Raw genomic sequence first — 21,795 nt, forward strand, 5'->3', positions numbered from 1 at the left:
GCAAATCCACCTTATCATTCATATATTTATAATCTAGTTTGTGTGTGTAAAGCTTTTTTCTAGCTCCTTCGTAAGGGTCCAAGCACCACCGTTTTTATTAGCGATCACAACAGCCGTTTTGCCCAAGCTCGGATAAATGGCCGCATGAAAACATACCCCGGGATCGTAACCCATTACATGCCATTTATAAATAGCATCGTTCTGTTTCGTTATCCAAACCCCATAGCCATAGAACTCGTCATCCTCATGATGAATATGTGGAGCTAACAACATGTCCGTATACGTTTGGCTTAACAGCTTGTAGCTACACAAAGCTTCCCATAATTTAATCATGTCTGCTGCTGTAACAAAGGCGCCCCCATCAGCTCCACCTGTAATAGGAAGGGAATACACATTCGTTCTCCAAGTTCCGTCTTCCTCGTTGTCGATGTAGCCAATCGCCGTCCGCTGCGGCAATCGATCTAGTGAAAAATATCCGGAGTCATCCATTCCACAAGGTGCAAAAATATGCTCTTTGATATATTGTGAAAAAGCAAGGCCTGTCCGCTGCTCAATGATTAAGCCTAACAAAATAAAACCAGCATTATTGTAATGAAAACGTTCACCTGGCTTAAACATCATCGGCAAATCCGCAAACATCGGGAGGAAATCAACTGGTTGCTTCATCAAGTACATGGGCTTTGTCTTCCAAAGGTCTTCAAAATCCCCCATGACGTCTTCATCAAAGTAGTCCGGTATGCCCGAGCTGTGTGTCAATAAATGATGAACCGTAATCTGCTTGCCAAACTGCGGGAAATCATGCGGTACACAGTCCGCGAGCAGACTATCAAATGAAAGCAATCCACGCTCTACTAACTGACAAATACCAATCGCGGTAAACAATTTGCAGCCTGAAGCAATACCAAATCGAGTATGGATCGTATTGGCGATTTGTTCGGCTCGATTGGCATAGCCATAAGCGGCTTCTACACCTTCACCACTCTTATCACGCAGTAGCACAACACCTGAAAAGTCAATTTCAGTTGCTTGCAGATCAATCTTCTGCCTTAACATATGTACGTCCCTCGCTTTTTGTATGTATATGTCGTAAATTACCAGACACTAAGTCCATCATAACCTAATTCTTCCTCCAATTTAAACACATTTTTCAGTCTTACGATCTTGAATGTCATCAGATATCATTGCGTGAAGCGGCTTTTTCACCTACGCCGATAAGCCTGAATGATGTGCGGTTAGTCGCCGCTTCACGTCACTTCTTACATGTTCAATCCAAATTTACCCCGATGTTACGCTGCTCTGCTTGCGAACCGTACCATGCTGCAATGGCGACATCGAACACCGCTAAGCCCATAGGTGTAAATAAGATGCGCCCCTGTGAGCTTATTTGATGTTCCGCAGCACCACATAGGACATCGCTGTACGTCACGGTCTGCTCTTGACGAAGTCCCCGCTCCACATGGAGTCGCTCGATCTCTGTGTCTGCACGGCACACTTCGTCCCAGCTATCGACAATATACGTGCTAATTCCGTCAAGCGCTTCCAGCTTATAGTCACGCAATGAAATATGCATCAGGATACTGCCTTGTTTTGACGGTACGTCAATATAGCGCTCGCTCGATGCGGTGCAAGTAAATACGAGATCGGCATCCTCATAAGCCTCTTGCCAAGTCTCGCACACTTCAATCGCGACCGCTGTCCGCAATTCGTGATCGAATAGCTGATGCAGTTCAACGGGGCGTTTATCGTAGACGCGTATACGAGCAACGCGATCGCTGAACAAGCTGGCAACCATCCGAATATGCATTTGCCCTATCGGACCAAGACCGATGACCGCGACTTCTAAGTCTCGCCCCTGTCGCGCGGTCACTCCCTCCAAGTCTCCCTCCAAGTCTCCTTTCGACTGCTGCAAAAGCTTGCGCAACAGCGCTGCGCTTACCGCAGTTGTACGAATCGTGCTGATTAAGCTGCCGTTAATAAGCAACGAAGGCACACCCGTGTCGGCATCGTTCAGCACGGTAATACTGTTCGCTCGCGGCAAACCTTTCAATAGGTTGTCTGGATAGCTCGCAATCCACTTCAAACCTGCCGTACGAATAGGCTCACTAATATAGGCAGGCATCGCAATAATACGATTTTTGTCGCTGCCAAACTTTAAATAAGGCTTAATCGGCTGCGCGTATTCGCCACGCTTATAAGCACCTGCAACAGCTTCGATCACATCGGCCAGCGCCTTCCAATCAATGCCAATACGTTGTATATCTGCCTCATTTAAATAACGCATCGCTGCTCATCACCTCCCTCACCTTCGAGCTGCGCATGTACGCGTGCCAGAAAGGAGTGACCGTACTGCTCCGCAATCCAAGCATCATCGTAAATCGTTTCCAAATAACGCTCGCCCCGATCAGGTAGCAGAAGTACGCACACAGATCCCGCTGGGATGCGCTCCCTATATTTGTGTACAGCTGCAATCACGCCACCCGATGAGCCGCCTGCTAAAATGGATTCGATGCGAGCAAGCTTGCGACAGCCTACTATGCACTCCAGCTCGCTAATATCTATCTGCTCATCAATACCTTCTGTTGGGCATAGCGAGGGCCGAATGCCCGCGCCAAGTCCAGGCAGCAGGCGGCGTTGCTTGAGCTGCTTGCCGAAAATAGCGCTGCCTTCGGCATCGACGGCCACCACTTTGGTCCGCAAGCCGTGTTCGCGGATATAGTCTACGCAGCCGCGCAGCGTGCCACAGGTGCTAACACCGCAGAACAAATAATCGATCCGCGGCAAATCAGCCGCGATTTCTGTCATGGTTGTCTGCTGATGGGATAAGGCATTATGGCTGTTGGCATATTGGTTTGGCCAAAAAGCGTTCGGCAGCCTGCGCAGCCAATGGCGCACACGTCGCAGTCGCGCAGGCACGAATTCGCCTGTCGCTGCATCAGGCTTGCGCACAAGGTCGATCCGTGCGCCATAGGCGCGCAATATGCGCAAATTGGTTGTCGTCGTGCGTGGATCGACGACACAAATAAACCGGCAGCCTACCAAATTGCAAATTTGCGCTAGGCCGATGGCTAAGTTCCCAGAGCTGGATTCCACAACGACAGAACCGGGGCGCAGCCGGCCCTCCTCCAACGCTGCGAGAATCATTGCTCGTGCGGGCCGATCTTTCGTACTGCCACCAGGATTAAGCATTTCTAGCTTCACATATGTTTCAAATGGCGAATCTTTGAATATGCGCTGCAACTTCACGATCGGTGTGTGGCCAATTACCGACATCATATGCTCGTGAGCGCTCAAATCGATCGCATCCTTCCTATTTTTCCGCTATCGTTTAGGGTTGAATGTAAAGCTTTTTTTGCTTTACGGAAGTAGAGGGGGTGAGAATTTGCCAACGAAGTTGGTGTTGCGGGTCGTTTAAATTCAACGGAATAATACATATTTCCTCTAACAGTTGGGAACGAATCATGTCTCCGATCTCAGGTATCGCCTCATGAATATCACTGCGAATATCCTCAATCGTGTGCTTATCGAGCGGATTTACACATTGAATGTACACGCGTAATCGATTGTCCTGTACCAAGATACGGACGTCCGCCTGCTGCACATGTCGAAACACGGCATTCTCCACATCGTAAACGCTAATTTTCTCACCATGCTTTAGCTCTGGTCCGATTCGTTTCACGAGTGCGGCAAATGTAGTCTGCAATTGCCCGTCTACTAACTCCGTGCGCAGATCGCGCACAACATCGTAGGTCACATAGCGAAGTACCGGAAAACGACGGCGCACAAAGGAAGTTAACACAAGAATCTCTTCCCCAACTGGAAGCGTAATCCCGTTGAGGCCAGCTTGCTGAGGCGTAATCCCTTCCGCTAATAACCCGTCCATCAGTACATACCGCCCGATCTGCGAATCAAAATAGGCCATCGTACCTACTTCAATACTGCCGTACGTATCTACGATGTCGTTCGGTCGTATGCTCATCCGTTCAGCAATTCGCTGTCTCCAAGCTGGTGAGGCAGGCTCGCCAACTAAAATAATTCGGCGAATGCCCCAATTCAAATCGGGCGCAGCCGCCTTGACCAAAGCATCTAAGATGGACGGCATCGTATACAATACGTCCGGCCGAAATTGGGTGATTTGTTCCAGATGCTCGTCAATCGGCTGCTGAAAAGGGACGACTACACAGGAGATGCCAAGCTGTTCAAAAATTTCCTGCGCAGTCGCAGCGGCATGCCCCGTTCCCATATCGCTTATGGCCCGTGTGGCGTTCAAATCGTGCAACAGCTCTCCGAATAAGCGAGTCTTATGCTCCACATAGGCTGCTTCATCATCTGGATCATACACGATCGCCTTTCTTCGGTTACTACTTGTACCCGAGGTGCGGTACACATTCCAATTCGGCTCCTGCTGCTGCTCGGTCTGGTCAAAATAAGGCAGCAGCCGCTCATGGGTAAGCAGCGGGATCGACGACCATGCGCCGACGTTCTCCCCTTGACTCAAGGCTTGGAGCAAGTCGTTGTACCACGGGTATAACTGTTTGACTTCCTGCAACTTCGCATGAATCCGCGCATCGTCAACGGTATTCGGCATGGCATTCCCCCGCTTTCAACGGATTTCATCCCATCTTATGCAAAGTTCGCGAATTTGTCCGCCCACGGCCCAATCGTACAGCCAATGACAGGCATAGAATAATTTTAAAAAAAGGTGGTGTATGGAGTGAAAGCGAAGATTTCTTATCAAGCAAGAAGTCGCAGAAAAGGTGTATCTAGCAAGTGGAAAAAAACCTTAGTGCTTGTCCGAAATAGCCACGTCCGTCGTTACGTCCCTTACACATTGCGATATAGCGACTCTTCACTTAGCAAACTAGTGAACCATTATCGAATCGTATATGTGAAACCTGAACGCGGCTCGCATGGCCGTGGTGTTATGCGTGTCGAGAAACGGCCGTCTAAGCGCAATAAACGTTCTCCCTACTGGGCGCACACAGGCAAAAAAATCCACTCACGCCTAACATGGAATGCACTACGTAGAGCCTTAAGACCTCGTACTTCCAAAGAATCATACCTCGTCCAACAAGGCATTAATATGCTCCGCTATCACGGGCGTCTGTTCGACTTTCGTGTCGTCACACAGCTCGATCGCAATCAAGAATGGCAGCTAACGGGGATGTTAGCACGCGTTGCGCAACCATCCAAAGCAGTGACAAACGGCAGTCAAGGTGCCGATATCAAAACAGTCAAAGCCGTTCTCCTATCCCATGGACGTAACGTACGTGATTTCAAACAGGCAACTGCTAAGCTGCGTGAGTGTTGCCTATTATCCGCAAGACAGTTGCATAAGTCATATCCATTTTTGCGTGAGCTTGGCTTTGACATCGCCCTCGATAAGAAGCTGCATCCATGGATTTTAGAAGTAAATACGAATCCCGAAGTCATACCGTTCGCCAAGCTTTCCGACAAAACCATGTTCCACCGTATTATGCGCTACCGCCGCTTAGAGAAGTAAGGGGGGGAATCCCCCCTTTTCCTCTAATACTCATATATGCATCAACCTAATGGATGGTTCCTAAACCAGGTACACGAGATACTACTTCTCCATCACGGTTTTTAAAAATAGTCGATCACCGAATCCACCATTTTGCTGCGCTTTTTTCAGCCTCAAACGTTCCAGTTCGTCTCGGGAGACACCTTTCACTGCCGCAAGTGCATATATGACTTCCAACATATCTGCCAGCTCCAACACTTCTTCTGCCTCTAAAAATTCGTTTAATTCCTCCTGAAGCTTCTCCTTCAACGCCTTCACAAATAGCTGCTCATCCAGCGTAATCGTGTCGTGCACCTGACCTTGCGCCTCAATAATTTGTGGAATTCGATCTCTAACAAGTTTATTGTAATGTTTCATCTTGACCATCCTCATTGTCGTCACTTATGACATTTTAAATGTGCTAATGAGATCGTTCGTGACCATGGAACTCGAAAGGTAACCCTTAATCTATTCCTTGACCATTAATGATTTTATAGCTGCATTATTTTCTATATTCAATATGTCTACATCTTTTCCTTTTACGTGAATACCGCCATGAATTTCAAAAGAATTAGCTTTTGTTCCTTTTAATATACTCAGTCCTTGAGCTGGAATTTTTTTTATGATACCTTCAACAAGCGAATCTCCTATATTTCCATACGTGAAGATACCATCATTCACGATTAAACGATCAATCCGTGTGCTTGTTTGAATACCAATTGCGCCATCCCCGTGCGTAATCACTTTTTTGAAACACGCCGTTCCAATATCACCCGTGTATGCATTAAAACCACGAGCTCCCTGACCAAATGTTTCTATCGTACTTTGTATGGTAAGAACACTTATTTTACCAAAATTAACAAACCCAATTCCACTTGCTCCATGCGAGGTAATGGACTTTTTTGCAATCCATTGTGATACTTCACCCCAATTATCCAGTACCATATCATTAACCCCATATGTTGTGACTGTCCCACGATTCGTCATGTTTTTAACCTTCACACCATGCACGATAAACAGACCGCCAGAAATAACGTCGGAAATTCCCAATCTTATTTTTCCTGTTGAGTGAATTTCATCCGTATCGATAACATCGGCAGTCAAAATCCCATTATGATTCGGCAAAGCATTAGGCCCATATCCACTTAAGAAAATCCCGCTCCCTAAAACCGGTTTATCTTTTCCCCCTATCTGAATCCCATTTATGGAAACCGAAAGTACGGAGTCCTTTGATTGTTGTTGATTCCAAATCGTTAATGCTCCTTGAATCACCGATACACCGAACCCCTCGGGTCTTTCCATTCTATTCAGCACATCAGCTTCAATAATATGTAGATTTATCATTTCAATATGTCCGTTTTGGATTTTTGATTTCGCTAAAATCTGTACACTTCCAATTGTTTTTACATTTTTGATTTTCAGATTTCCCATAGATTTTTGGTTATATGAATTGAAAATGGCTCTGTTCTTGGGCGATACCTCTATACATAAATCCGATAGGGTATTGTTATTTGTGACTTCAATACCATCCATTCCTGCTTCAAATATGATTCTCGTGTCTGTAGTAGCCCCTTTTAGCGTTACTTTTTCCGGTATCGTAATGGTGTTATTCACTTTTAAGGTTTGAGTTATCTCAATGACTGGAACCTTCTTCTTCAAACCTATTAATAGTTCAGATTGGTTAGAAACTTTTAAAGTTCCTCTTTTTGCCCATACATTTTTGATGTTCATCTCGTTTCTGTTCCCCTTTACGCCCGAACGGAATGCGGCACCTTGGATGGCTACAAGTTCACCGAATGAGGCTGGTAACCGATAAATGGATATACAGGATAGGGCTTCTACATAGATTATCTCCTCCAAATATCGATCATTACTAACATATGTATAAACGGCAACGTCGGTTAATGCCTCTCCTATACAGAAATATAGGAGCCTCAACTTGTCTTTGTTTGCATACAAAAAACAACCATGGCTGCTGCATGCGCTCACCATGGTTGCTTGATATTCCTTCATTTCGATATATGCTGTTCGTGTATCGCTTATGTTCTTACTATCGGACGATGAACCAAAACATACAAAATGATATAAATCACCAAATTAGCAGTGCCGAAAAGCAGTGTAAATTGGATTGACTCCAGATGTATGTCACGCGTGATAATGACCAAAATATTGCTAGGGTCGGTAAGGATGTCCCAACTGTTCCAGCGAATAAATCTGCCTAAATAGATCGCAAACCCACTGAGAAGCTGCATCGTGATGACGAAGCTCCAGCCAATTGTACGATTCCACTTGTCCGCAAGCAATTGTTGAATGACATAAAGGGCAACGAAGCTTAGCGCAACAGCGATAAAGACCCCCATAACGATAGTGTACATATGATGCCAAAGTGCAAAGTCCGGATTGAACAATAATCGTGCCTCGTTGGAGTAAGGGGTGTAATTCGGATTTACTACAATAAATTTCTGGCTTTGAATATGGATGAGATCGGTAATGATATATGAGGTATTCGGATAAAACAAAAACCAGATAAGTGACAAAATAGCAAGTACGACTTTGTGGCGCACTTCTGTTGTAACCCCTTTGCTTACATTGCGATAAATAAGTACCGCCATATAAAAAGGGATCGCAGCGAGCATTATATTCCATACCATATAGCCAAGAAAGTGATCCTGAGCAAAAAAGATGGACACAACATATAATCCGATTATGATACTTAGCTTATTAACGATAGATTTATGATGTTCATGACCGATCATCCTAACAAAATCTCTCCTTCCTTTCTATTTGCCACCTTCAAAAATAGCTCTCAACAAGACTAAAGCGCAAATGGTTCTTCGAATTGTATCGAAAAAAGGAAACTTTTGCAATCGTATGCGAGTGTGGTGTAGTGGCAAAAAAAAAAGAGACTGTCCATAGTCTACTAGACTATGGTACAGTCTCTTACCTCACGATTAGTTCACTGTTTTCCACGCACCTGATTTACCTGGAAGTTCACCTTGTACCCACCATTGTGCTTCGTAAACAACACCATTGTAGAGCACTCGTTTACCCTTTGTATACACGGTATTCGCGTCCCAAGCAGGTGTAGTCGTGCCGCCACCATTGGTCGATGTTTTGGCTGTAATTCCAAGGGATGCCTGCGATTTGTTGCCTAAACCATCAACAGCTTGAACCGTATACGTGTAAGACGTATTCGCCACTAGACCAGAGTCAGTAAACGACGTTTGGCTAGTTGTTCCGACTAAGCTACCATTGCGGAATACTTCATACAAGCGAATGCCGTTTGTTGCAGAGGAAGCGCTCCAAGAAAGCGAAATGCTAGAAGTCGTTTGGGACTGAGAAACTACATTAGTAGGAACAGAAGGAAGCTTTACACCCGATCCATCGTTAATGACGTTCACGTCAATAACTTGGTGGAAAGCATTAGGCGTATCTGCAACATCCCAGACACCTAAAATCACATGGTAACCGCTGCGATCAGAAGGAACCGTGCAGCTGTGGCTTACTTTTTCAGCTGGTTGTTTGCCACCATCTTGATAGCTACAAAATTGCTCTAAGCTATCACGTGACAACGGCTTGTTTTGATCCCAGCCTGTTTTCGTAATAAAATATCTCCACTGTGAAGTACTATGACGAGCTGTGATATGCCAATTAAACGTATTTTGGCCTGTGTTCATCGTCACTTTTTGCCAGCGATTCGTGCCTTGTGCATCCAGCTCAGGGTACAGGCCTACACCTGCAAGTTGGCCATCTGCTGGACCAGCTGCCGGAAAGCCTTTCTTGCCTTCAACGCTTTGCGGCTCGTAACGGACTTGTCCACAATTGTTGTTATTTCCTTGCTTACATAAATAAGCTCGGCTTGCAGGAGCTTCAATATAACCGTGTGCAGAAGCTGTTTCTGCCACGGCCAATGTACCAGCTAAACCTAGCAATACTCCACCTGTAACGAGCAGTGGTGTTGCTTTTAACGAGAGTTTGTTCCAAAAAGTTTGTTGAATCATGTCATTTACCTCCTCTAATTTGGCTAGATAAGGACAGCGCTTACATTTACCTGTCCACGAGTATTTCTTTTTATCGACTATGCACCTCCCTTACAAGTTTTATTATAATAGAAGATTCCTAAATTTAACACTCCATTTTCACTTGATTTCATATAAAAATTAAAAGGCTGCTCTTTTGGCAGCCTTTTTGTCGTTTTTTGCAACCATTATCACCAAAATTTTTCATTAATCCACAAAATCCCTAAACAAAAGGTCCACACGAATACCGGTAAGCCTAGACTTATAAGCGCAGATAACGACGAATAATGTGTTTTCTTTCTTCTAAGCAGGATATCGGTAATTAAAAATAATAGCGCAGCAATCAAGCTAACCCACAGTAATACAAGACCAAATACGAGATGCAGCGCCGCGGATACGAACAACTCCGCATTTTTCTTTTTCCATTTCATCGCTACCCGTTTCCCGATATAATCGCTAAGCATCGAAGTTAATACGCCATAAACGAGAATAACTGGAAAGCTAAACATCATATACACAGGTAAAGACGAAATAAACGAAAATATGAAACTTTGGATGGTATCAAACCTTTTCTCACTAAATGGATCTGATACAATCAGTCCTAATATGAAGGCAAAGCACGTACCTGAAATCGATGCGGCCATTATTTTTCGTTGAAAAATAGCTATCCCCCCGCCTCTTTGACTAATGGAGCCGCTGAATACATTCCACTCGATTTCCGAACGGATCCCTAAATTCAAAACGATCATAGCCTGGAATAGGAACGGCTTCGAGTACTTCAATTCCGTGTTCTACTAATCGGTTATGTATCGCCTCGACATTCATCACTTCGTACGCCAGATGCGCCTTTGTCAAGGTACGATCCACCCCATCTTCGGTGCCGATATGCAGCTCACTATTCCCTACCTGCACCCAAAATCCACCTCTGCCTTGCAATGAAACAGGTTTAGGTAGCTCTTCCAGCTGCAATACGCCGCAATAGAAGCTTCTCGCTTCCTCTTCCTTTCCTTTTGGAATCGTAATTTGCGCATGATGAAATCCTTTGATCATCGTAAGTCCTCCCTGAGATGAGTTGATTACAAATACACCACGATCCAGCTTATTAAGCTTGCTGCTGGAACGAACAAAGCCTGCGCCAATATCGTGCCCGCTAAACGGGAACACATTAATAGCGCAAAAATTTTACCGAGTCGGTGCTTTTCCCGCTCATCGTGCAGCGCACGCTCTGTTAACAACGCCATTTGTGGGTCAATTAATATAGTTAACAAAATGGTCGCTACGCCATTGATGACACCTGAAGACATGGAAGCGGCTACAGCAAATTCAGGCTGCAACACCGAAGCATATAACGCTGCGAGCACGCCGACGGTATAAATGCCTGACACGAGGCAGTTCAATACTAATAAACGTTTAGGGATGCCCATCAGGCGCAATGATTTTAGCATACTAAAGCGTGGTTTGCGCAAGTGATGGCCGGCATGCCTCACCTTCGTGATTGTGACGGAAGAAATAAGTCTGGGCACAGAACCCGTCACTTCCAAATGCGTAATGATTCGCTTGGCTAAACGAACAGCAGATGGGAACAAGAACAACGCAAGTAACGTACCCACCGATGCCGAGCCAATAAATATCCGAAATACGAGTTCAATATTAAAGTCGTTGTACGCGATCGCGTGATCAATCATTTTACCCGTTAGAGGCGCTTGAATTAAGTTGGAAGTGCGAGAAATAAGGACGATAATGCCTGTGAGTGAAATGGCGACGACGATCTTCCCAACCCTTACACCCGCGAGTCGGAATGCATAGGATAACGTTTCTACCAAATGTATGAGCATCGTCAATCCAGCGATAAGAATGATTTTATCGAACAGAACCCCAAACCTCCTATTCCACATTTTACAACGCTCGTCACATCCCAATTTTACCAGCACATGAATTATGAAGGCAATGATAATCCCAAAAAAAGCCAGAACGCTAGGCTTACACCTCATTCTGGCTTAACAGACGTTTAGTCTGCATTCGATTATGGAGTTGAGAACCAATGATGCCCGTACGGTCCTGGAGCCTCAATCGTCTCCCCTAATTGCCTCGCAGCTGTACGTGCCCAAAATGGATCATTAAGCAACTCTCTGCCAATCGCTACAAGGTCTGCGCGTCCATTTTGCACAATTTCTTCCGCCTGTAAACCGTTCTTAATGAGGCCTACAGCAGCGGTGGCGATACCAGCCTCCCGCCGAATAGCGTCTGCATACGGCACTTGATAGCCTGGGAATGATTGGGGCACAATAGGTAGCACGCCCCCGCTGCTCACATCGATCAGGTCAACACCTTGCTCTTTCATTAATTTCGCAAAGTAAATATGATCCTCTACCGTATTGCCCCCTTCCCCGTATTCGACAGCTGATACACGTACGAACAGCGGACCGCTCCAGAAGCTGCGAATTTCATCGATTACTTCGCGCAGGAACTGGTAGCGCTTATCGCGAGTTCCACCGTATTTATCCTCTCTGTGATTCGTATACGGGGAAAGGAAATTGTTCACCAAATATCCGTGCGCAGCATGAATTTCGATCACGTCAAAGCCCGCTTCAACCGCTCTTCTGGCTGCATGCTTAAAGGCCTGAACGAGATCTTGAATCTCTTCCTCATTTAATACTTTTGGCATCCGACTTTGGAAAGGTACCGCAGAAGGCGCAACCGATTCGCGCTCGGTTTCTGTTTTGAGACCGATGTGTACGAGTTGAATGCCTACTTTAGATCCGTATAAGTGTTGAACACGTACGAGCTCACGTAATTGTGGAATATGATCATCACGCCATAGCCCGAGAACACCAGCGTAATTATTGGGCCCTGGATCGACAACGACTGTGGATTCCACCATAATTAAGCCCACCTGTCCAAGTGCACGTGCACCATAGTGCAACGTATGCCACTCTGTAGCTATCCCATCCGGTGTTGCCATGCTCGTGACCATCGGAGACATCATGATTCGATTTTTCAACGCTAAGCCATTAATCGTAATCGGTGTAAACAGTAAACTCATCGTTCCCACTCCTTCGCCCCATTTAAGCTTTACGTTCCATTAAGCTTTCGGTTCAATTGCAAGTTGAATTTCAGTCATAAACGGTTCCATCGCGTGCTCATCTTCGAAAAAATAGAGCTCTCGTCGTGGCTCGCCCGCTGTTAACACATAGCCGTTCTTTTCAATCCACATCGCTAAGCTTGCACTTGCCGTGCTAATTTCACAACGATGCGTCAAACGCTGCACAATCGTCGCCATCAGCGGATGGTGAGGGATGCACTGCACGGTAAATGGCGCATGCATGTTAATCTCACGCGATAATGGACGTGCAACTTCGATTTCCATCTTCTCATCGCACGCTGCGCAGCCATGTAGCAAAGCGAGGCGTGGCTGAACGTTAGACACATGCTTCCCTAACGCGCTGTCTAATTGCTGAAATAAGTGCGGAATGTCAACAATTGTAGCCTTACTGCGAAAAGAAGCTACCCATTGAGGTTCTACTTCTTTGAGAACAACATGCTGAAGATTGATCTCCTGTTCGGCTTCGAGCTGCTGCAATCGTTCTTCCAAGCGTGCAAGCTTCTCCTGTTCGTTGCGCAGCACGGACTGAATCTCTGCCTTTTTCACCTTAAACATGCCTTTAATTTGTTCCAAGCTCACTTGTTCTTGCAGCAGCGGAACGATTTGCTGCAACGTAAAACCAAGCTCCTTAAACGCTAAAATGCGGTTAAGCTCCAATAATTGTTCCGCAGCGTAGTAACGGTACCCCGTAACGTCATCAATATGAGCTGGTTTCAGCAGTTGCATCTGGTCATAGAAGCGGAGCGCTTTAACGGATACCTTGCTTAATTTTGAAAACTCGCTAATTTTGAACATATGTGCTTTTCTCCTAGCCGCTGTATTTTAGCAACTTTCAAGCTTCACAGCATATCACTTCGCTTTTCGCTTAATGAAAGTGTATACTTTCCAGTTAAGGGGAAAGTCAAGTAAAAAAAGAAAATAAAAAAGACATCAAGGCATGGCGCTTGATGTCTCACGGTTACACGATAGCTTAACTGTCTGATGTGAAGTAAATCGACGACGAAAAATAACGAAATTGAATACGTATATTCCCCTTCCCCACCCTCGCTATGACCAATAAACCAACACATGGTAGTTACATTAAAAGGTACAAATTACGTTATGCCGGTGGCATATGTAACAATACTGGGCTAATTTATAAATGGTGCAGATATGGCCCTGCATCTACGTCATCCAACTTTCCCAGTTGGCGGGTCGTGCTCGTTTTTATTGGTCTAGCTACCATCGCTTTAATCGTCGCTACTCTTAATCGAGCAAATCTATCGTCCAATTTTTTTCTTGAATTTTAAAATCGAGTTCACGGTATGACTTGGATAACGTATCCACTTGTTGCTGCAGATCAATAATATCAACCGTTCGGAAAAACTTAACTTCAGAGCGACTATATCGATCTTGCTTAATAGAAGCATGTTCGATCATTTCATTAAGTAGATTGCGCTTCTGCATGAACTTGTCACGCTCGGCCAGTGCATCTGCAATACTGAACTGCGCATCAAACGGCGTTAAGGCGTTTGTTTTGTTTATTTTCTGGATCATGAGTGTAAGTTCATTCACCGTACGATCAAGCTCGGCAACGAGCAGCGTCGGATTTTCTGCGGGTTCCTCGCCTTCTTGAACTTTTATAACTCGTTCTAATCTATTTTTCAGTTGTTGTATTTTGCGTTGATAATCGGCACGATGAACGAGTGCTTCTGCAAGTTTCAATATGAGCCCTCCTACATTGGGGAAGATGTAATGACGAACGAAGTCTACTTCTATATTTAACCATAAAGTAGACTCGTTATCAAATCACTCAAATCACTCAAAAGACTCAACTAACTCCCATTTCCGTTACCGTCCCATCGGCATAACCAACGATAACTTGCTGCACCATACCGACGAACAACCCGTTATCCACGACTCCAGGAATCAAATTCAACTGCTGATTCAACTGCTTCGCATTCGCAATTTCTTGAAAATAACAATCGACAATTAAATTACCGTTATCCGTCACAAACTCGCGCCCATGAACCGATCGAACGTTAACCTCGCCCGCCAGCTCTGTTAGCTTATTTATCGTCAGATTCGCAGCAAACGGTACGATTTCAACAGGCAACGGGAACTTGCCCAGCTTATTCACAAGCTTCGATTCATCTACAATCACGATAAATTGCTTACTATTGGCAGCCAGCACCTTTTCCCGTAACAGGGCGCCCCCACCACCTTTAATGAGGTTTAGCTCCGTATCGACTTCGTCAGCACCATCAATCGAGATGTCTATTTCATCAATTTGTGAAAAAGGTACAATGGGGATGCCTAATTCGAGCGCCAAGCGTTCCGATTGCTCGGAGCTTGCCACCGCGCGTATATGTAGCCCCGCATGAACTCGCTCAGCTATTTTGTGTATAGCCCAATACGCTGTCGAGCCTGTTCCCAGACCGACTACCATTCCGTCTTGTATATATGCAACTGCCTTTTCCGCAGCAAGCTGTTTAGCATTCATTCTGACTCACCTTAATTCTATAAAGTATAGTGTTACCCTGCGTACGATTAAGTTTCCCACATTCTTGTTCGTTCTACAAGTTCATACAAGGTTGCGACTGCTTGAGCTGGATATGACTCCTCAACCTGCTCGAACCATACTTTCACAATATCACCTAGCTTATATTTTTCACAATCCACTCCACTGATCCAGTACGCCTCGGGATATTGGGCAGCTTTATGTAGCAAATCATCTATGCTCATATGCATATTTTCCACATTTAAACCTTGTACCACTAATATCCGATTGCTCGATTTTTCTATTTTAAAAATGATCCCTTCCACATTCGACTCCACGTCCGCTCCACATTTTCGCTTTCTTTCCGATTGCTTCATCGGTTGGATCACCTCATCTCTGCTTGTTTGAAATATTCGCTATTTCGAGTAAATCCCCTCCCATTTCAGTCCTTTTATTAGGGAGGCAAGCGCCGCGTTCGGCATCTGATGAATAAGAACATTCGTTATGTCAGACATTATTTGGAGGGAGGTGCAATGGATGCCTGAACAGCCAGACGATAACGATACGCCCGAACATACCCAGTTAAGCGTTCATGTTGCGGATAACAAAAAGATGTTGGCTCATCTATTTCGCAATAACGCGAACTTTGTTGTGCGCGAACTGGGCGTGAAACAAGGGGAGGCTGCTAGTTGTGTGGCTTATTTGAATACGCTGATTGATGAAAAATATGTAAACGAGCAGCTGCTACATTTGACCGAGCTGACGGCAGACGACAGCCATATGTCAGACAGCGACCGCAAGTCGGCCGTACTCTCATTTTTGTCAGCAATGGGCAGTGTCGAGCGACTTTCAACCCCTCATGAAATGACGGCATACCTATTGGAGGCTGGCTTTATCTGTTGTATAGAGGGGGAACTAGAAGCTTTCGGCGTGCAAATTCCAGGCTATAAGACGCGATCAATTGAAGAGTCGAAAATAGAACCTGTCGTGCGCGGGCCTAGGGAAGCATTCACCGAACAGATTCAAACGAATCTCTCTATGGTGTATCGTCGCTTAAAATCTGTTGATTTACACGCCGTCAAATACAAAATCGGCAGTAACAGTAAAACAGAGGTGCAAGCGTTATACTTGCAACACCTCGTCAATCGTGAGGTGCTCACCGAGTTGGAGCGTCGGATGAAGCTGGTGAAGCTGGATGCTCTGATCGAAAGCGCTCAGCTTGAAGAAGTGATCCAAGATCACGTCTATAGCCCCTTCCCGCAAATTGCGCTCTCGGAACGACCCGATCGCATTGTGGCCGCACTTAATGAAGGCCGAATTGTGCTGCTTGTGGATGGGACACCTTCAGCGTTAATCGTCCCCTCGGTGTTCACCGATTTTTTACAAGCAAGTGAAGATTACTATGAGCGTTACATCTTTGCCAACTTAACGCGCGCGTTGCGCCTGATCGCTTTAGTCATTTCCTTACTTGGGCCATCGTTATATATTGCGTTGACCACCTTCCATCAGGAAATGCTGCCGACACCGCTGCTGCTTACGTTTACTGCGGCTAAAGCAGGCGTACCTTTTCCTACCTTTATTGAAGCGCTCATTATGGAAATCGCGTTTGAACTGCTGCGTGAAGCGGGCGTCCGCTTACCACGCACGGTAGGGCAAACGATTAGTATTGTTGGAGCGCTCATTATCGGCGAAGCAGCCGTCCAATCAGGAATCGTGTCCAGACCGATGGTTATTGTCGTCGCAACGACCGGGATTGCCTCTTTTGCGATTCCTGCTTTTAATGCAGCCATTGCGTTTCGTATTCTGCGATTTCCGTTTATGTTCGTGTCCGCTTCACTTGGGGTGTTCGGCGTTGCCTTGTGCGCCTTATTTTTGCTGCTGCATCTAAGCTCACTGCGCTCATTCGGCATTCCATTTCTTTCGCCCATTGCACCTGTGCGTTGGAAGAGCTGGCTCAATGATATATTTGTATTTCCTTATCCATTACGTAAATCCAAACATATTCCTTCACCGTTTTCGGATATTCATACCGAAGAAACGGTCCATTTTCAAAAAGAAGAGGAGTCTTCATGATGTTTCGTTGCAGTTGGAGCCTTAAACTCGCTTTGTGCCTTTGCTTATTCGTTGTGGGGCCAGGCTGTTCCCTCGATGTGCGGGAGTTAGATGAGGTTTCGATTGTCATGGCAACGGGGATTGATTGGGATGCCAATACGAACAAACATCGTATCATCGTATATGCGCTGCAACCTGCCAGTAAAGGCTCGAGTGCCCAGAGCAATGGGCTTATGGAATGGCTGGGCGCAGGTAATGGAAATTCTGTGATGGAAAGCGCGCAGAGCTTACGCAATCGCGCCAGCAAAAAGCTGTTTTGGTTTCATAATCGTATTTTTGTAATCGGCAAAGAAGCCGCACAGCATTCGCTACCTGAAATTGTTGACTTTTTGCAGCGCAATCGTGAAATTCGTAACACAAGCCTCATGCTCGTTAGCGACGGGACAGCGGAACAAATGCTGAAAGTTCGGCCCGAAACGAAAGATCTATTAGTAAACGAACTGTTCGGTATGATTCGCAATCAGGATGAAACCGGGAAAAGCCTCGGCATTTCGGTTAAAGATATGATTAATCGGAATGCCAACGCAACGCAGGGCTTTTTAACAGGCCGATTAGTGGCCTATCAGCCTAAAGAAAAGTCAGAAGATGTGCTCGCGCTTGAAGGAACATCTATTTTAAGAAACGGCAAATTTATTGGCTGGCTAAATAGTGAGGAAACGGCCGTGGCTCGCTTGTTGACGGATAGGGATACCGATAAAGTCCAATTCACGTGCGTCATCAAAGACGGCGCCAAACCATTCGGGGCGATAACGTCATTGTCAACGATTAAATCAAGAAGCATCCGACCCTATTTTGTGCGCAACCGCCCACATATCGATATTGATTTTGATCTGTTGTGCCAAATTAATGAAATCGCCAACAAACATACGCTTAGCCAGCAAGACATTTCCACGCTAGAGCAACATATTGAAACTTATGTCCAGCAGCAAGTAACGGCCATCATTAAAAAAGCACAACAACAGACAAGGGTCGATTATTTGGGCTTTAGCGAACAATTTTATAAGCATCATCCGACGAAGTGGAACCAGTTAAAATCGAATTGGGACGACGTATTTGCCACGATGCCTGTCCATGTAAACGTCGATCTTACGATATGGAACACGGGAACCATTGATTAACGATGATGAAATGGAACGGAGGAAGCACATGAGCCTGCTATGCGTGCTATTAGCTATTTTTATCGCCTACTCGTGCTGGAGCATTCCCTTTTTGCTGCGAAAACAAGAACGTCGAACCGCACAAATCGTAGCCGTCTTCTCGATTATGGGGATCGTGTATATGCTTGCGATCATTGCGGACTTTCCTGTCCCAACTCCAGAGAAAGCCGATCGCCTTATGTATCAAGCGGTATCCGATTTCATCATTCATCAGACATTAGGACTTTGAACGATAAGGAGTTATACAGCACATGGTGGAACGTATTCACATCTCAGCGTTACAGCTCGGATATCTCATTTTTTCATTTTTGTCTGGATTTTCCACGTTATATTTACTTCAGCTTAAAATTATTGATGCCGATGCCTGGATGTCCATTTTATTCGGTACATGTGGTGGAATCGTCTTGGCGGCGATGCTTATTTATATTCAAACCCAATACCCGGGAAGGCAAATTTTCGATTATTCCGAACAAATTGTCGGCAAGTGGCTCGCCAAATTGTTTACTTTATGGTTGGTCTATTACACAGCGCAGCTTTGTATTCTTTCGAGCAAAGCGTTAACCGCTTTTTATTCGACAGCAATCATGCCACGCACGCCGAGCTATGTATTTAGCGTATCTATCTTTATTGTGTCGACTTACGCCGTTTATTTAGGGATTGAAGCAATTGCAAGAGCTGTACAAGTCGTATTACCGGTAACGGTCATTTCGTTGCTCATCCTAAACTTATTAATTTTCAAAATTGTGGACACGAACCCGTTTCTGCCCGCTTTTCAAAGCAAATTCAATGAAATCGTCTACGCCACTTTGTTCAGCTTTGCATTTCCGTTCAGTAAAATCATTGTCTTTGCCGCTTTATTTGGTTATGTGAAGCATCAAAAAAAGTTAATACGCAGTTCGATTCTTGCTTTGCTATTATCAGGAGTTTATTTATTTGCGGCTACTTATTTAACACTGGGGTCAGTCGGCGCTTATTTGTCCTCGATCAAAACGTATCCGTACTTCACCTCACTAAGCATGATTAGAATCGGAGATGACATTGAACGCTTTGAAATTAGCGCGATCGGGTTCTGGACGATGTTTGTCATATTTGAGGTCATTATTGCTCAATACGTGGTTGTGAAGGGGTTGCGCTACTTATTTGCGCTTAAACAATCAAAGTGGCTTAATGTACCCATCGCTCTACTGCTGTTTGCAATAAGCGAAAAAAGCTTTTCCCAAAGCTCTACTGATATTGTCGATTTTGAATATACGATACTCCCATTTGCTGCGGTCATACCGACGATTGTAATTCCGATTGTGTTGTTCCTTGTCACGCTAGTCAAAAAGGGATTACATGCAAAATCAACAAAGACTGGAAACTAATAGATAGGTCTTGTGCCGTTTACATCGTTCCAGTCTCCGTGTTTGTCGTGACTTTAGAATCAGATACACCTAATAATGGAGGGATTAATCCGATAATATTACGTTCTAACATCCATTTGGCCTCCATGCTAGCATCGCCTTTGGCAAAGAGCTTTCACCCCAGCTCACTTCCTCCCTTTTTTAGATTGTTTCTGTTGAGATTCTAAAATATAAATGTCTAGTGCTTGGCTTAATTGGACCACTGGTCCAGCCGTAAAACTGTTATATTCGCTCACCGCATTCGCTAACTGACTTCTAAGGCTATCAATCTTATACCTTAATACGTCCTCACCATCGCTCGCATAATGCAACAAACACATCGCTTTTCCACCCCACTTCTACAACAATCATTTTACAAATTTCACCCATAAAATGGTTCTTGAAGGAATCATAGCATAACTTACATAGAATTCTGTCGTAAATTCTACAGATGTAATATTTTATAATTTTTTGAAAAAGAAAAGACGCCACGGCGTCTTAAATAGGTTCTCGATGAACGGTATTTTAAGTCTGCCTGCACAACATAGAGCGCGGGTAGGGAATGACTAGGCGTCCTGTGCAACCACCTCACCCCCTACTTAAATGGCTTTGTTAATACTTAATAAGGTTAGTGCCCGATGTAGGATTTGAATCGCTTTATGACTGAGGTTAGCTGATTCACTTGCTGCATGTGTAATATAAGATAAACTTTCGAAGGCTTTCTTCTCTAGTGAGATCTGCGCATATTCGGAAGAACTTCTGAAGTAGTATTCAAATGCTTGGTCAACATCACCGTTATGTAACCATACGTTTCCTGTGAGCATATAGAAGTAAGCCAATCTCGCACGCCGCTCAGGTGACAAGTGCTCGCCTTCCATTGAAGCCTTGATCTCTGCTTCATACTGCAACAGACGTATTGCAGATTCAAAGTCTTGTTTGGCCATATAAAAATCCATCAATTCGATAACCGCGTACACGAGATTGTAGGAAGACGGGCTTGTTAAATACTGCTCTAACTGACGAATTCCTTTGTCTATGTCCCCTGTTCTTCCACTAATTCCACCATTAACAAGCTTAATACTATCCGTAATGTGCAGAAAATGATATTTACTGCACTCATTCAAATAACGACGGCTCATTTCATACTGACCTAGATAGTAGTAGGCGTTGCACAGATTAAAGATCGCGTTGGCTTTGCGCTCCCCTTTGCGTGCATCATGTTTAACGACGAATTTGCTTAGTTGAATCGATTCAGCATAGTCCATCAAACTAAATGCATGCACAGCTAACTGCTCATGCAAGGTCAGTTGATCTTCCATCGTTAAGAAATTAGCGTAGCTAAGCACGGCTTTGCCTGTATGGAAAGTTGATTCCAAGTTAGAAAAATCATTGCGTACAATTAAGTAATGTTGGTATAAGCCTTGCGCGATAAAAGGCATAATACCGTGGCTGCGAGCGTGTTCAACCATACAGTTGTATAGGGCAAGCTTAATCGTGGTATCTTCTACTGAGAGCGTTGTTGCTGTGAATAATTGTTCCATTAATTCAAAGCTGTCTCCTTGCGGTGAATTCAGAAACTGAGTTGCAATATGAAGAATGACGGATAGATCCGTGGTGACTTTAACCGATTCTTGTAGAAGTGCAAAAAGTATGTAGGGCTTATATTCGTTCTTGATATAAAGTGGGACGTATATATCAAACGGAATGTTCAAACTTGTAGCTATGGCCTTAATCGTCTTAATGTCAGAGTGCTTCGTCTCTCCGCTTTCAATTCGTGAAATACTCGCTGTCGTAATCCCCGACATTTCCTGCACTTGTGATTGGGTTAAAAAGGAATCTAGTCTGTATTTCTTGATGAGGTCGCCAAGAGTCATGGATTGCATCGACGCCGTCGGCATACTCCAACCCTCCTTATGCTTAATTATCACTTCTTGCTCTTAATTATGTTCGGCAAGATCAATATTTCCCCTTCTTTTTTACAAAAAATGAGTCCTCGGTTCTACCTCTTGAAATCTTTGTCGGTAT

Annotated in this window: 23 protein-coding genes; 5 read left to right on the top strand and 18 right to left on the bottom strand. The window is 44.8% G+C overall.

Annotated elements, in window-relative coordinates:
* Nucleotides 1–33 precede the first annotated feature (33 nt).
* From KIK04_RS00450 to KIK04_RS00465, 4 genes are all read right to left on the bottom strand, one after another.
* Entirely contained in the window at nucleotides 34–1,053 is a 1,020-nt protein-coding gene (locus tag KIK04_RS00450) for a serine hydrolase domain-containing protein (RefSeq protein WP_232276400.1), read from the bottom strand.
* 211 nt (nucleotides 1,054–1,264) lie between these two features.
* A complete protein-coding gene (locus tag KIK04_RS00455; protein ID WP_232276401.1) occupies nucleotides 1,265–2,281 on the bottom strand; it encodes a 2,3-diaminopropionate biosynthesis protein SbnB in 1,017 nt (338 codons plus the stop codon).
* Complete coding sequence (gene sbnA / locus KIK04_RS00460; protein WP_232276402.1) at nucleotides 2,269–3,273, bottom strand: 2,3-diaminopropionate biosynthesis protein SbnA; 1,005 nt, start codon at nucleotides 3,271–3,273, stop codon at nucleotides 2,269–2,271. The genes KIK04_RS00455 and sbnA overlap by 13 nt, the downstream gene beginning before the upstream one ends.
* A 52-nt stretch (nucleotides 3,274–3,325) precedes the next feature.
* Nucleotides 3,326–4,585, bottom strand: coding sequence for an AMP-binding protein (locus tag KIK04_RS00465; RefSeq protein WP_232276403.1), 1,260 nt, complete (start codon nucleotides 4,583–4,585; stop codon nucleotides 3,326–3,328).
* A 126-nt stretch (nucleotides 4,586–4,711) separates the two neighbouring features.
* Here KIK04_RS00465 and KIK04_RS00470 point away from each other — a divergent pair, with 126 nt between their 5' ends.
* Complete coding sequence (locus KIK04_RS00470; RefSeq protein ID WP_232276404.1) at nucleotides 4,712–5,500, top strand: YheC/YheD family protein; 789 nt, start codon at nucleotides 4,712–4,714, stop codon at nucleotides 5,498–5,500.
* 81 nt (nucleotides 5,501–5,581) lie between these two features.
* Here the strand turns inward: KIK04_RS00470 and KIK04_RS00475 are convergent, their stop codons facing one another.
* The 12 genes from KIK04_RS00475 to KIK04_RS00530 all read right to left on the bottom strand — a co-directional run bounded on the left by KIK04_RS00475 (nucleotide 5,582) and on the right by KIK04_RS00530 (nucleotide 15,496).
* Nucleotides 5,582–5,896 (bottom strand): nucleoside triphosphate pyrophosphohydrolase, encoded by a 315-nt coding sequence (locus KIK04_RS00475; RefSeq protein ID WP_232276405.1) that lies wholly within the window; start codon nucleotides 5,894–5,896, stop codon nucleotides 5,582–5,584.
* 90 nt (nucleotides 5,897–5,986) lie between these two features.
* A complete protein-coding gene (locus KIK04_RS00480) occupies nucleotides 5,987–7,531 on the bottom strand; it encodes a hypothetical protein (RefSeq protein WP_232276406.1) in 1,545 nt (514 codons plus the stop codon).
* A 26-nt stretch (nucleotides 7,532–7,557) separates the two neighbouring features.
* Complete coding sequence (locus KIK04_RS00485) at nucleotides 7,558–8,274, bottom strand: DUF1361 domain-containing protein (protein ID WP_232276407.1); 717 nt, start codon at nucleotides 8,272–8,274, stop codon at nucleotides 7,558–7,560.
* A 195-nt stretch (nucleotides 8,275–8,469) separates the two neighbouring features.
* Nucleotides 8,470–9,519 (bottom strand): lytic polysaccharide monooxygenase, encoded by a 1,050-nt coding sequence (locus tag KIK04_RS00490; protein WP_232276408.1) that lies wholly within the window; start codon nucleotides 9,517–9,519, stop codon nucleotides 8,470–8,472.
* Nucleotides 9,520–9,728: 209 nt separating this feature from the next.
* Entirely contained in the window at nucleotides 9,729–10,049 is a 321-nt protein-coding gene (locus tag KIK04_RS00495; RefSeq protein WP_232276409.1) for a hypothetical protein, read from the bottom strand.
* Between the two features lie 172 nt (nucleotides 10,050–10,221).
* Nucleotides 10,222–10,587: a VOC family protein gene (locus KIK04_RS00500; RefSeq protein ID WP_232276410.1), complete on the bottom strand. Its 366-nt coding sequence runs from the start codon at nucleotides 10,585–10,587 to the stop codon at nucleotides 10,222–10,224.
* A 26-nt stretch (nucleotides 10,588–10,613) separates the two neighbouring features.
* Complete coding sequence (locus KIK04_RS00505) at nucleotides 10,614–11,432, bottom strand: lipid II flippase Amj family protein (protein WP_232276411.1); 819 nt, start codon at nucleotides 11,430–11,432, stop codon at nucleotides 10,614–10,616.
* Between the two features lie 128 nt (nucleotides 11,433–11,560).
* Complete coding sequence (gene namA, locus KIK04_RS00510) at nucleotides 11,561–12,580, bottom strand: NADPH dehydrogenase NamA (RefSeq protein WP_232276412.1); 1,020 nt, start codon at nucleotides 12,578–12,580, stop codon at nucleotides 11,561–11,563.
* 39 nt (nucleotides 12,581–12,619) lie between these two features.
* Entirely contained in the window at nucleotides 12,620–13,435 is an 816-nt protein-coding gene (locus tag KIK04_RS00515) for a MerR family transcriptional regulator (protein ID WP_232276413.1), read from the bottom strand.
* Nucleotides 13,436–13,885: 450 nt separating this feature from the next.
* Nucleotides 13,886–14,344 carry a DIP1984 family protein gene (locus tag KIK04_RS00520; RefSeq protein WP_232276414.1) on the bottom strand — a complete coding sequence of 153 codons (459 nt, stop codon included), beginning with the start codon at nucleotides 14,342–14,344 and terminating at the stop codon, nucleotides 13,886–13,888.
* Nucleotides 14,345–14,450: 106 nt separating this feature from the next.
* Entirely contained in the window at nucleotides 14,451–15,122 is a 672-nt protein-coding gene (rpiA, locus tag KIK04_RS00525) for a ribose-5-phosphate isomerase RpiA (protein ID WP_232276415.1), read from the bottom strand.
* A gap of 47 nt (nucleotides 15,123–15,169) precedes the next feature.
* Nucleotides 15,170–15,496 carry a DUF3221 domain-containing protein gene (locus KIK04_RS00530; protein WP_232276416.1) on the bottom strand — a complete coding sequence of 109 codons (327 nt, stop codon included), beginning with the start codon at nucleotides 15,494–15,496 and terminating at the stop codon, nucleotides 15,170–15,172.
* 160 nt (nucleotides 15,497–15,656) lie between these two features.
* On the opposite strand from KIK04_RS00530, the gene KIK04_RS00535 reads away from it, so the two are divergent.
* Genes KIK04_RS00535 through KIK04_RS00550 form a run of 4 tightly spaced genes read left to right on the top strand, consistent with a single transcriptional unit; the run spans nucleotide 15,657 to nucleotide 19,752 of the window.
* Nucleotides 15,657–17,192, top strand: coding sequence for a spore germination protein (locus KIK04_RS00535; protein ID WP_232276417.1), 1,536 nt, complete (start codon nucleotides 15,657–15,659; stop codon nucleotides 17,190–17,192).
* On the top strand, nucleotides 17,192–18,349 hold the full coding sequence (locus tag KIK04_RS00540; RefSeq protein WP_232278892.1) for a Ger(x)C family spore germination protein: 1,158 nt from the start codon (nucleotides 17,192–17,194) through the stop codon (nucleotides 18,347–18,349). Before KIK04_RS00535 ends, KIK04_RS00540 begins: the two co-directional genes overlap by 1 nt.
* Before the next feature lie 28 nt (nucleotides 18,350–18,377).
* Nucleotides 18,378–18,617 (top strand): hypothetical protein, encoded by a 240-nt coding sequence (locus tag KIK04_RS00545; protein ID WP_232276418.1) that lies wholly within the window; start codon nucleotides 18,378–18,380, stop codon nucleotides 18,615–18,617.
* A gap of 22 nt (nucleotides 18,618–18,639) precedes the next feature.
* Nucleotides 18,640–19,752: a GerAB/ArcD/ProY family transporter gene (locus KIK04_RS00550; RefSeq protein ID WP_232276419.1), complete on the top strand. Its 1,113-nt coding sequence runs from the start codon at nucleotides 18,640–18,642 to the stop codon at nucleotides 19,750–19,752.
* Nucleotides 19,753–19,916: 164 nt separating this feature from the next.
* Here the strand turns inward: KIK04_RS00550 and KIK04_RS24355 are convergent, their stop codons facing one another.
* Both KIK04_RS24355 and KIK04_RS00555 read right to left on the bottom strand, forming a co-directional pair.
* Nucleotides 19,917–20,111, bottom strand: a complete 195-nt coding sequence (locus tag KIK04_RS24355; RefSeq protein ID WP_442951124.1) for an aspartyl-phosphate phosphatase Spo0E family protein — start codon at nucleotides 20,109–20,111, stop codon at nucleotides 19,917–19,919.
* 258 nt (nucleotides 20,112–20,369) lie between these two features.
* The gene (locus tag KIK04_RS00555; RefSeq protein ID WP_232276420.1) at nucleotides 20,370–21,668 is read right to left on the bottom strand and encodes a helix-turn-helix domain-containing protein; all 1,299 of its coding nucleotides are present in this window, start codon (nucleotides 21,666–21,668) and stop codon (nucleotides 20,370–20,372) included.
* Nucleotides 21,669–21,795: the final 127 nt, after the last annotated feature.

The sequence above is a fragment of the Paenibacillus sp. 481 genome, assembly GCF_021223605.1.
Lineage (GTDB): Bacteria > Bacillota > Bacilli > Paenibacillales > Paenibacillaceae > Paenibacillus_B.

What these genes read in the sequence shown, in the direction of transcription:
- KIK04_RS00450 (WP_232276400.1), bottom strand. Translation starts at nt 1,053, where the DNA reads ATGTTAAGGCAGAAGATTGATCTGCAAGCAACTGAAATTGACTTTTCA.
- KIK04_RS00455 (WP_232276401.1), bottom strand. Translation starts at nt 2,281, where the DNA reads ATGCGTTATTTAAATGAGGCAGATATACAACGTATTGGCATTGATTGG.
- sbnA (WP_232276402.1), bottom strand. Translation starts at nt 3,273, where the DNA reads ATGATGTCGGTAATTGGCCACACACCGATCGTGAAGTTGCAGCGCATA.
- KIK04_RS00465 (WP_232276403.1), bottom strand. Translation starts at nt 4,585, where the DNA reads ATGCCGAATACCGTTGACGATGCGCGGATTCATGCGAAGTTGCAGGAA.
- KIK04_RS00475 (WP_232276405.1), bottom strand. Translation starts at nt 5,896, where the DNA reads ATGAAACATTACAATAAACTTGTTAGAGATCGAATTCCACAAATTATT.
- KIK04_RS00480 (WP_232276406.1), bottom strand. Translation starts at nt 7,531, where the DNA reads ATGAAGGAATATCAAGCAACCATGGTGAGCGCATGCAGCAGCCATGGT.
- KIK04_RS00485 (WP_232276407.1), bottom strand. Translation starts at nt 8,274, where the DNA reads ATGATCGGTCATGAACATCATAAATCTATCGTTAATAAGCTAAGTATC.
- KIK04_RS00490 (WP_232276408.1), bottom strand. Translation starts at nt 9,519, where the DNA reads ATGATTCAACAAACTTTTTGGAACAAACTCTCGTTAAAAGCAACACCA.
- KIK04_RS00495 (WP_232276409.1), bottom strand. Translation starts at nt 10,049, where the DNA reads ATGATGTTTAGCTTTCCAGTTATTCTCGTTTATGGCGTATTAACTTCG.
- KIK04_RS00500 (WP_232276410.1), bottom strand. Translation starts at nt 10,587, where the DNA reads ATGATCAAAGGATTTCATCATGCGCAAATTACGATTCCAAAAGGAAAG.
- KIK04_RS00505 (WP_232276411.1), bottom strand. Translation starts at nt 11,432, where the DNA reads ATGTGGAATAGGAGGTTTGGGGTTCTGTTCGATAAAATCATTCTTATC.
- namA (WP_232276412.1), bottom strand. Translation starts at nt 12,580, where the DNA reads ATGAGTTTACTGTTTACACCGATTACGATTAATGGCTTAGCGTTGAAA.
- KIK04_RS00515 (WP_232276413.1), bottom strand. Translation starts at nt 13,435, where the DNA reads ATGTTCAAAATTAGCGAGTTTTCAAAATTAAGCAAGGTATCCGTTAAA.
- rpiA (WP_232276415.1), bottom strand. Translation starts at nt 15,122, where the DNA reads ATGAATGCTAAACAGCTTGCTGCGGAAAAGGCAGTTGCATATATACAA.
- KIK04_RS00530 (WP_232276416.1), bottom strand. Translation starts at nt 15,496, where the DNA reads ATGAAGCAATCGGAAAGAAAGCGAAAATGTGGAGCGGACGTGGAGTCG.
- KIK04_RS00535 (WP_232276417.1), top strand. Translation starts at nt 15,657, where the DNA reads ATGCCTGAACAGCCAGACGATAACGATACGCCCGAACATACCCAGTTA.
- KIK04_RS00540 (WP_232278892.1), top strand. Translation starts at nt 17,192, where the DNA reads ATGTTTCGTTGCAGTTGGAGCCTTAAACTCGCTTTGTGCCTTTGCTTA.
- KIK04_RS00545 (WP_232276418.1), top strand. Translation starts at nt 18,378, where the DNA reads ATGAGCCTGCTATGCGTGCTATTAGCTATTTTTATCGCCTACTCGTGC.
- KIK04_RS00550 (WP_232276419.1), top strand. Translation starts at nt 18,640, where the DNA reads ATGGTGGAACGTATTCACATCTCAGCGTTACAGCTCGGATATCTCATT.
- KIK04_RS24355 (WP_442951124.1), bottom strand. Translation starts at nt 20,111, where the DNA reads ATGTGTTTGTTGCATTATGCGAGCGATGGTGAGGACGTATTAAGGTAT.
- KIK04_RS00555 (WP_232276420.1), bottom strand. Translation starts at nt 21,668, where the DNA reads ATGCCGACGGCGTCGATGCAATCCATGACTCTTGGCGACCTCATCAAG.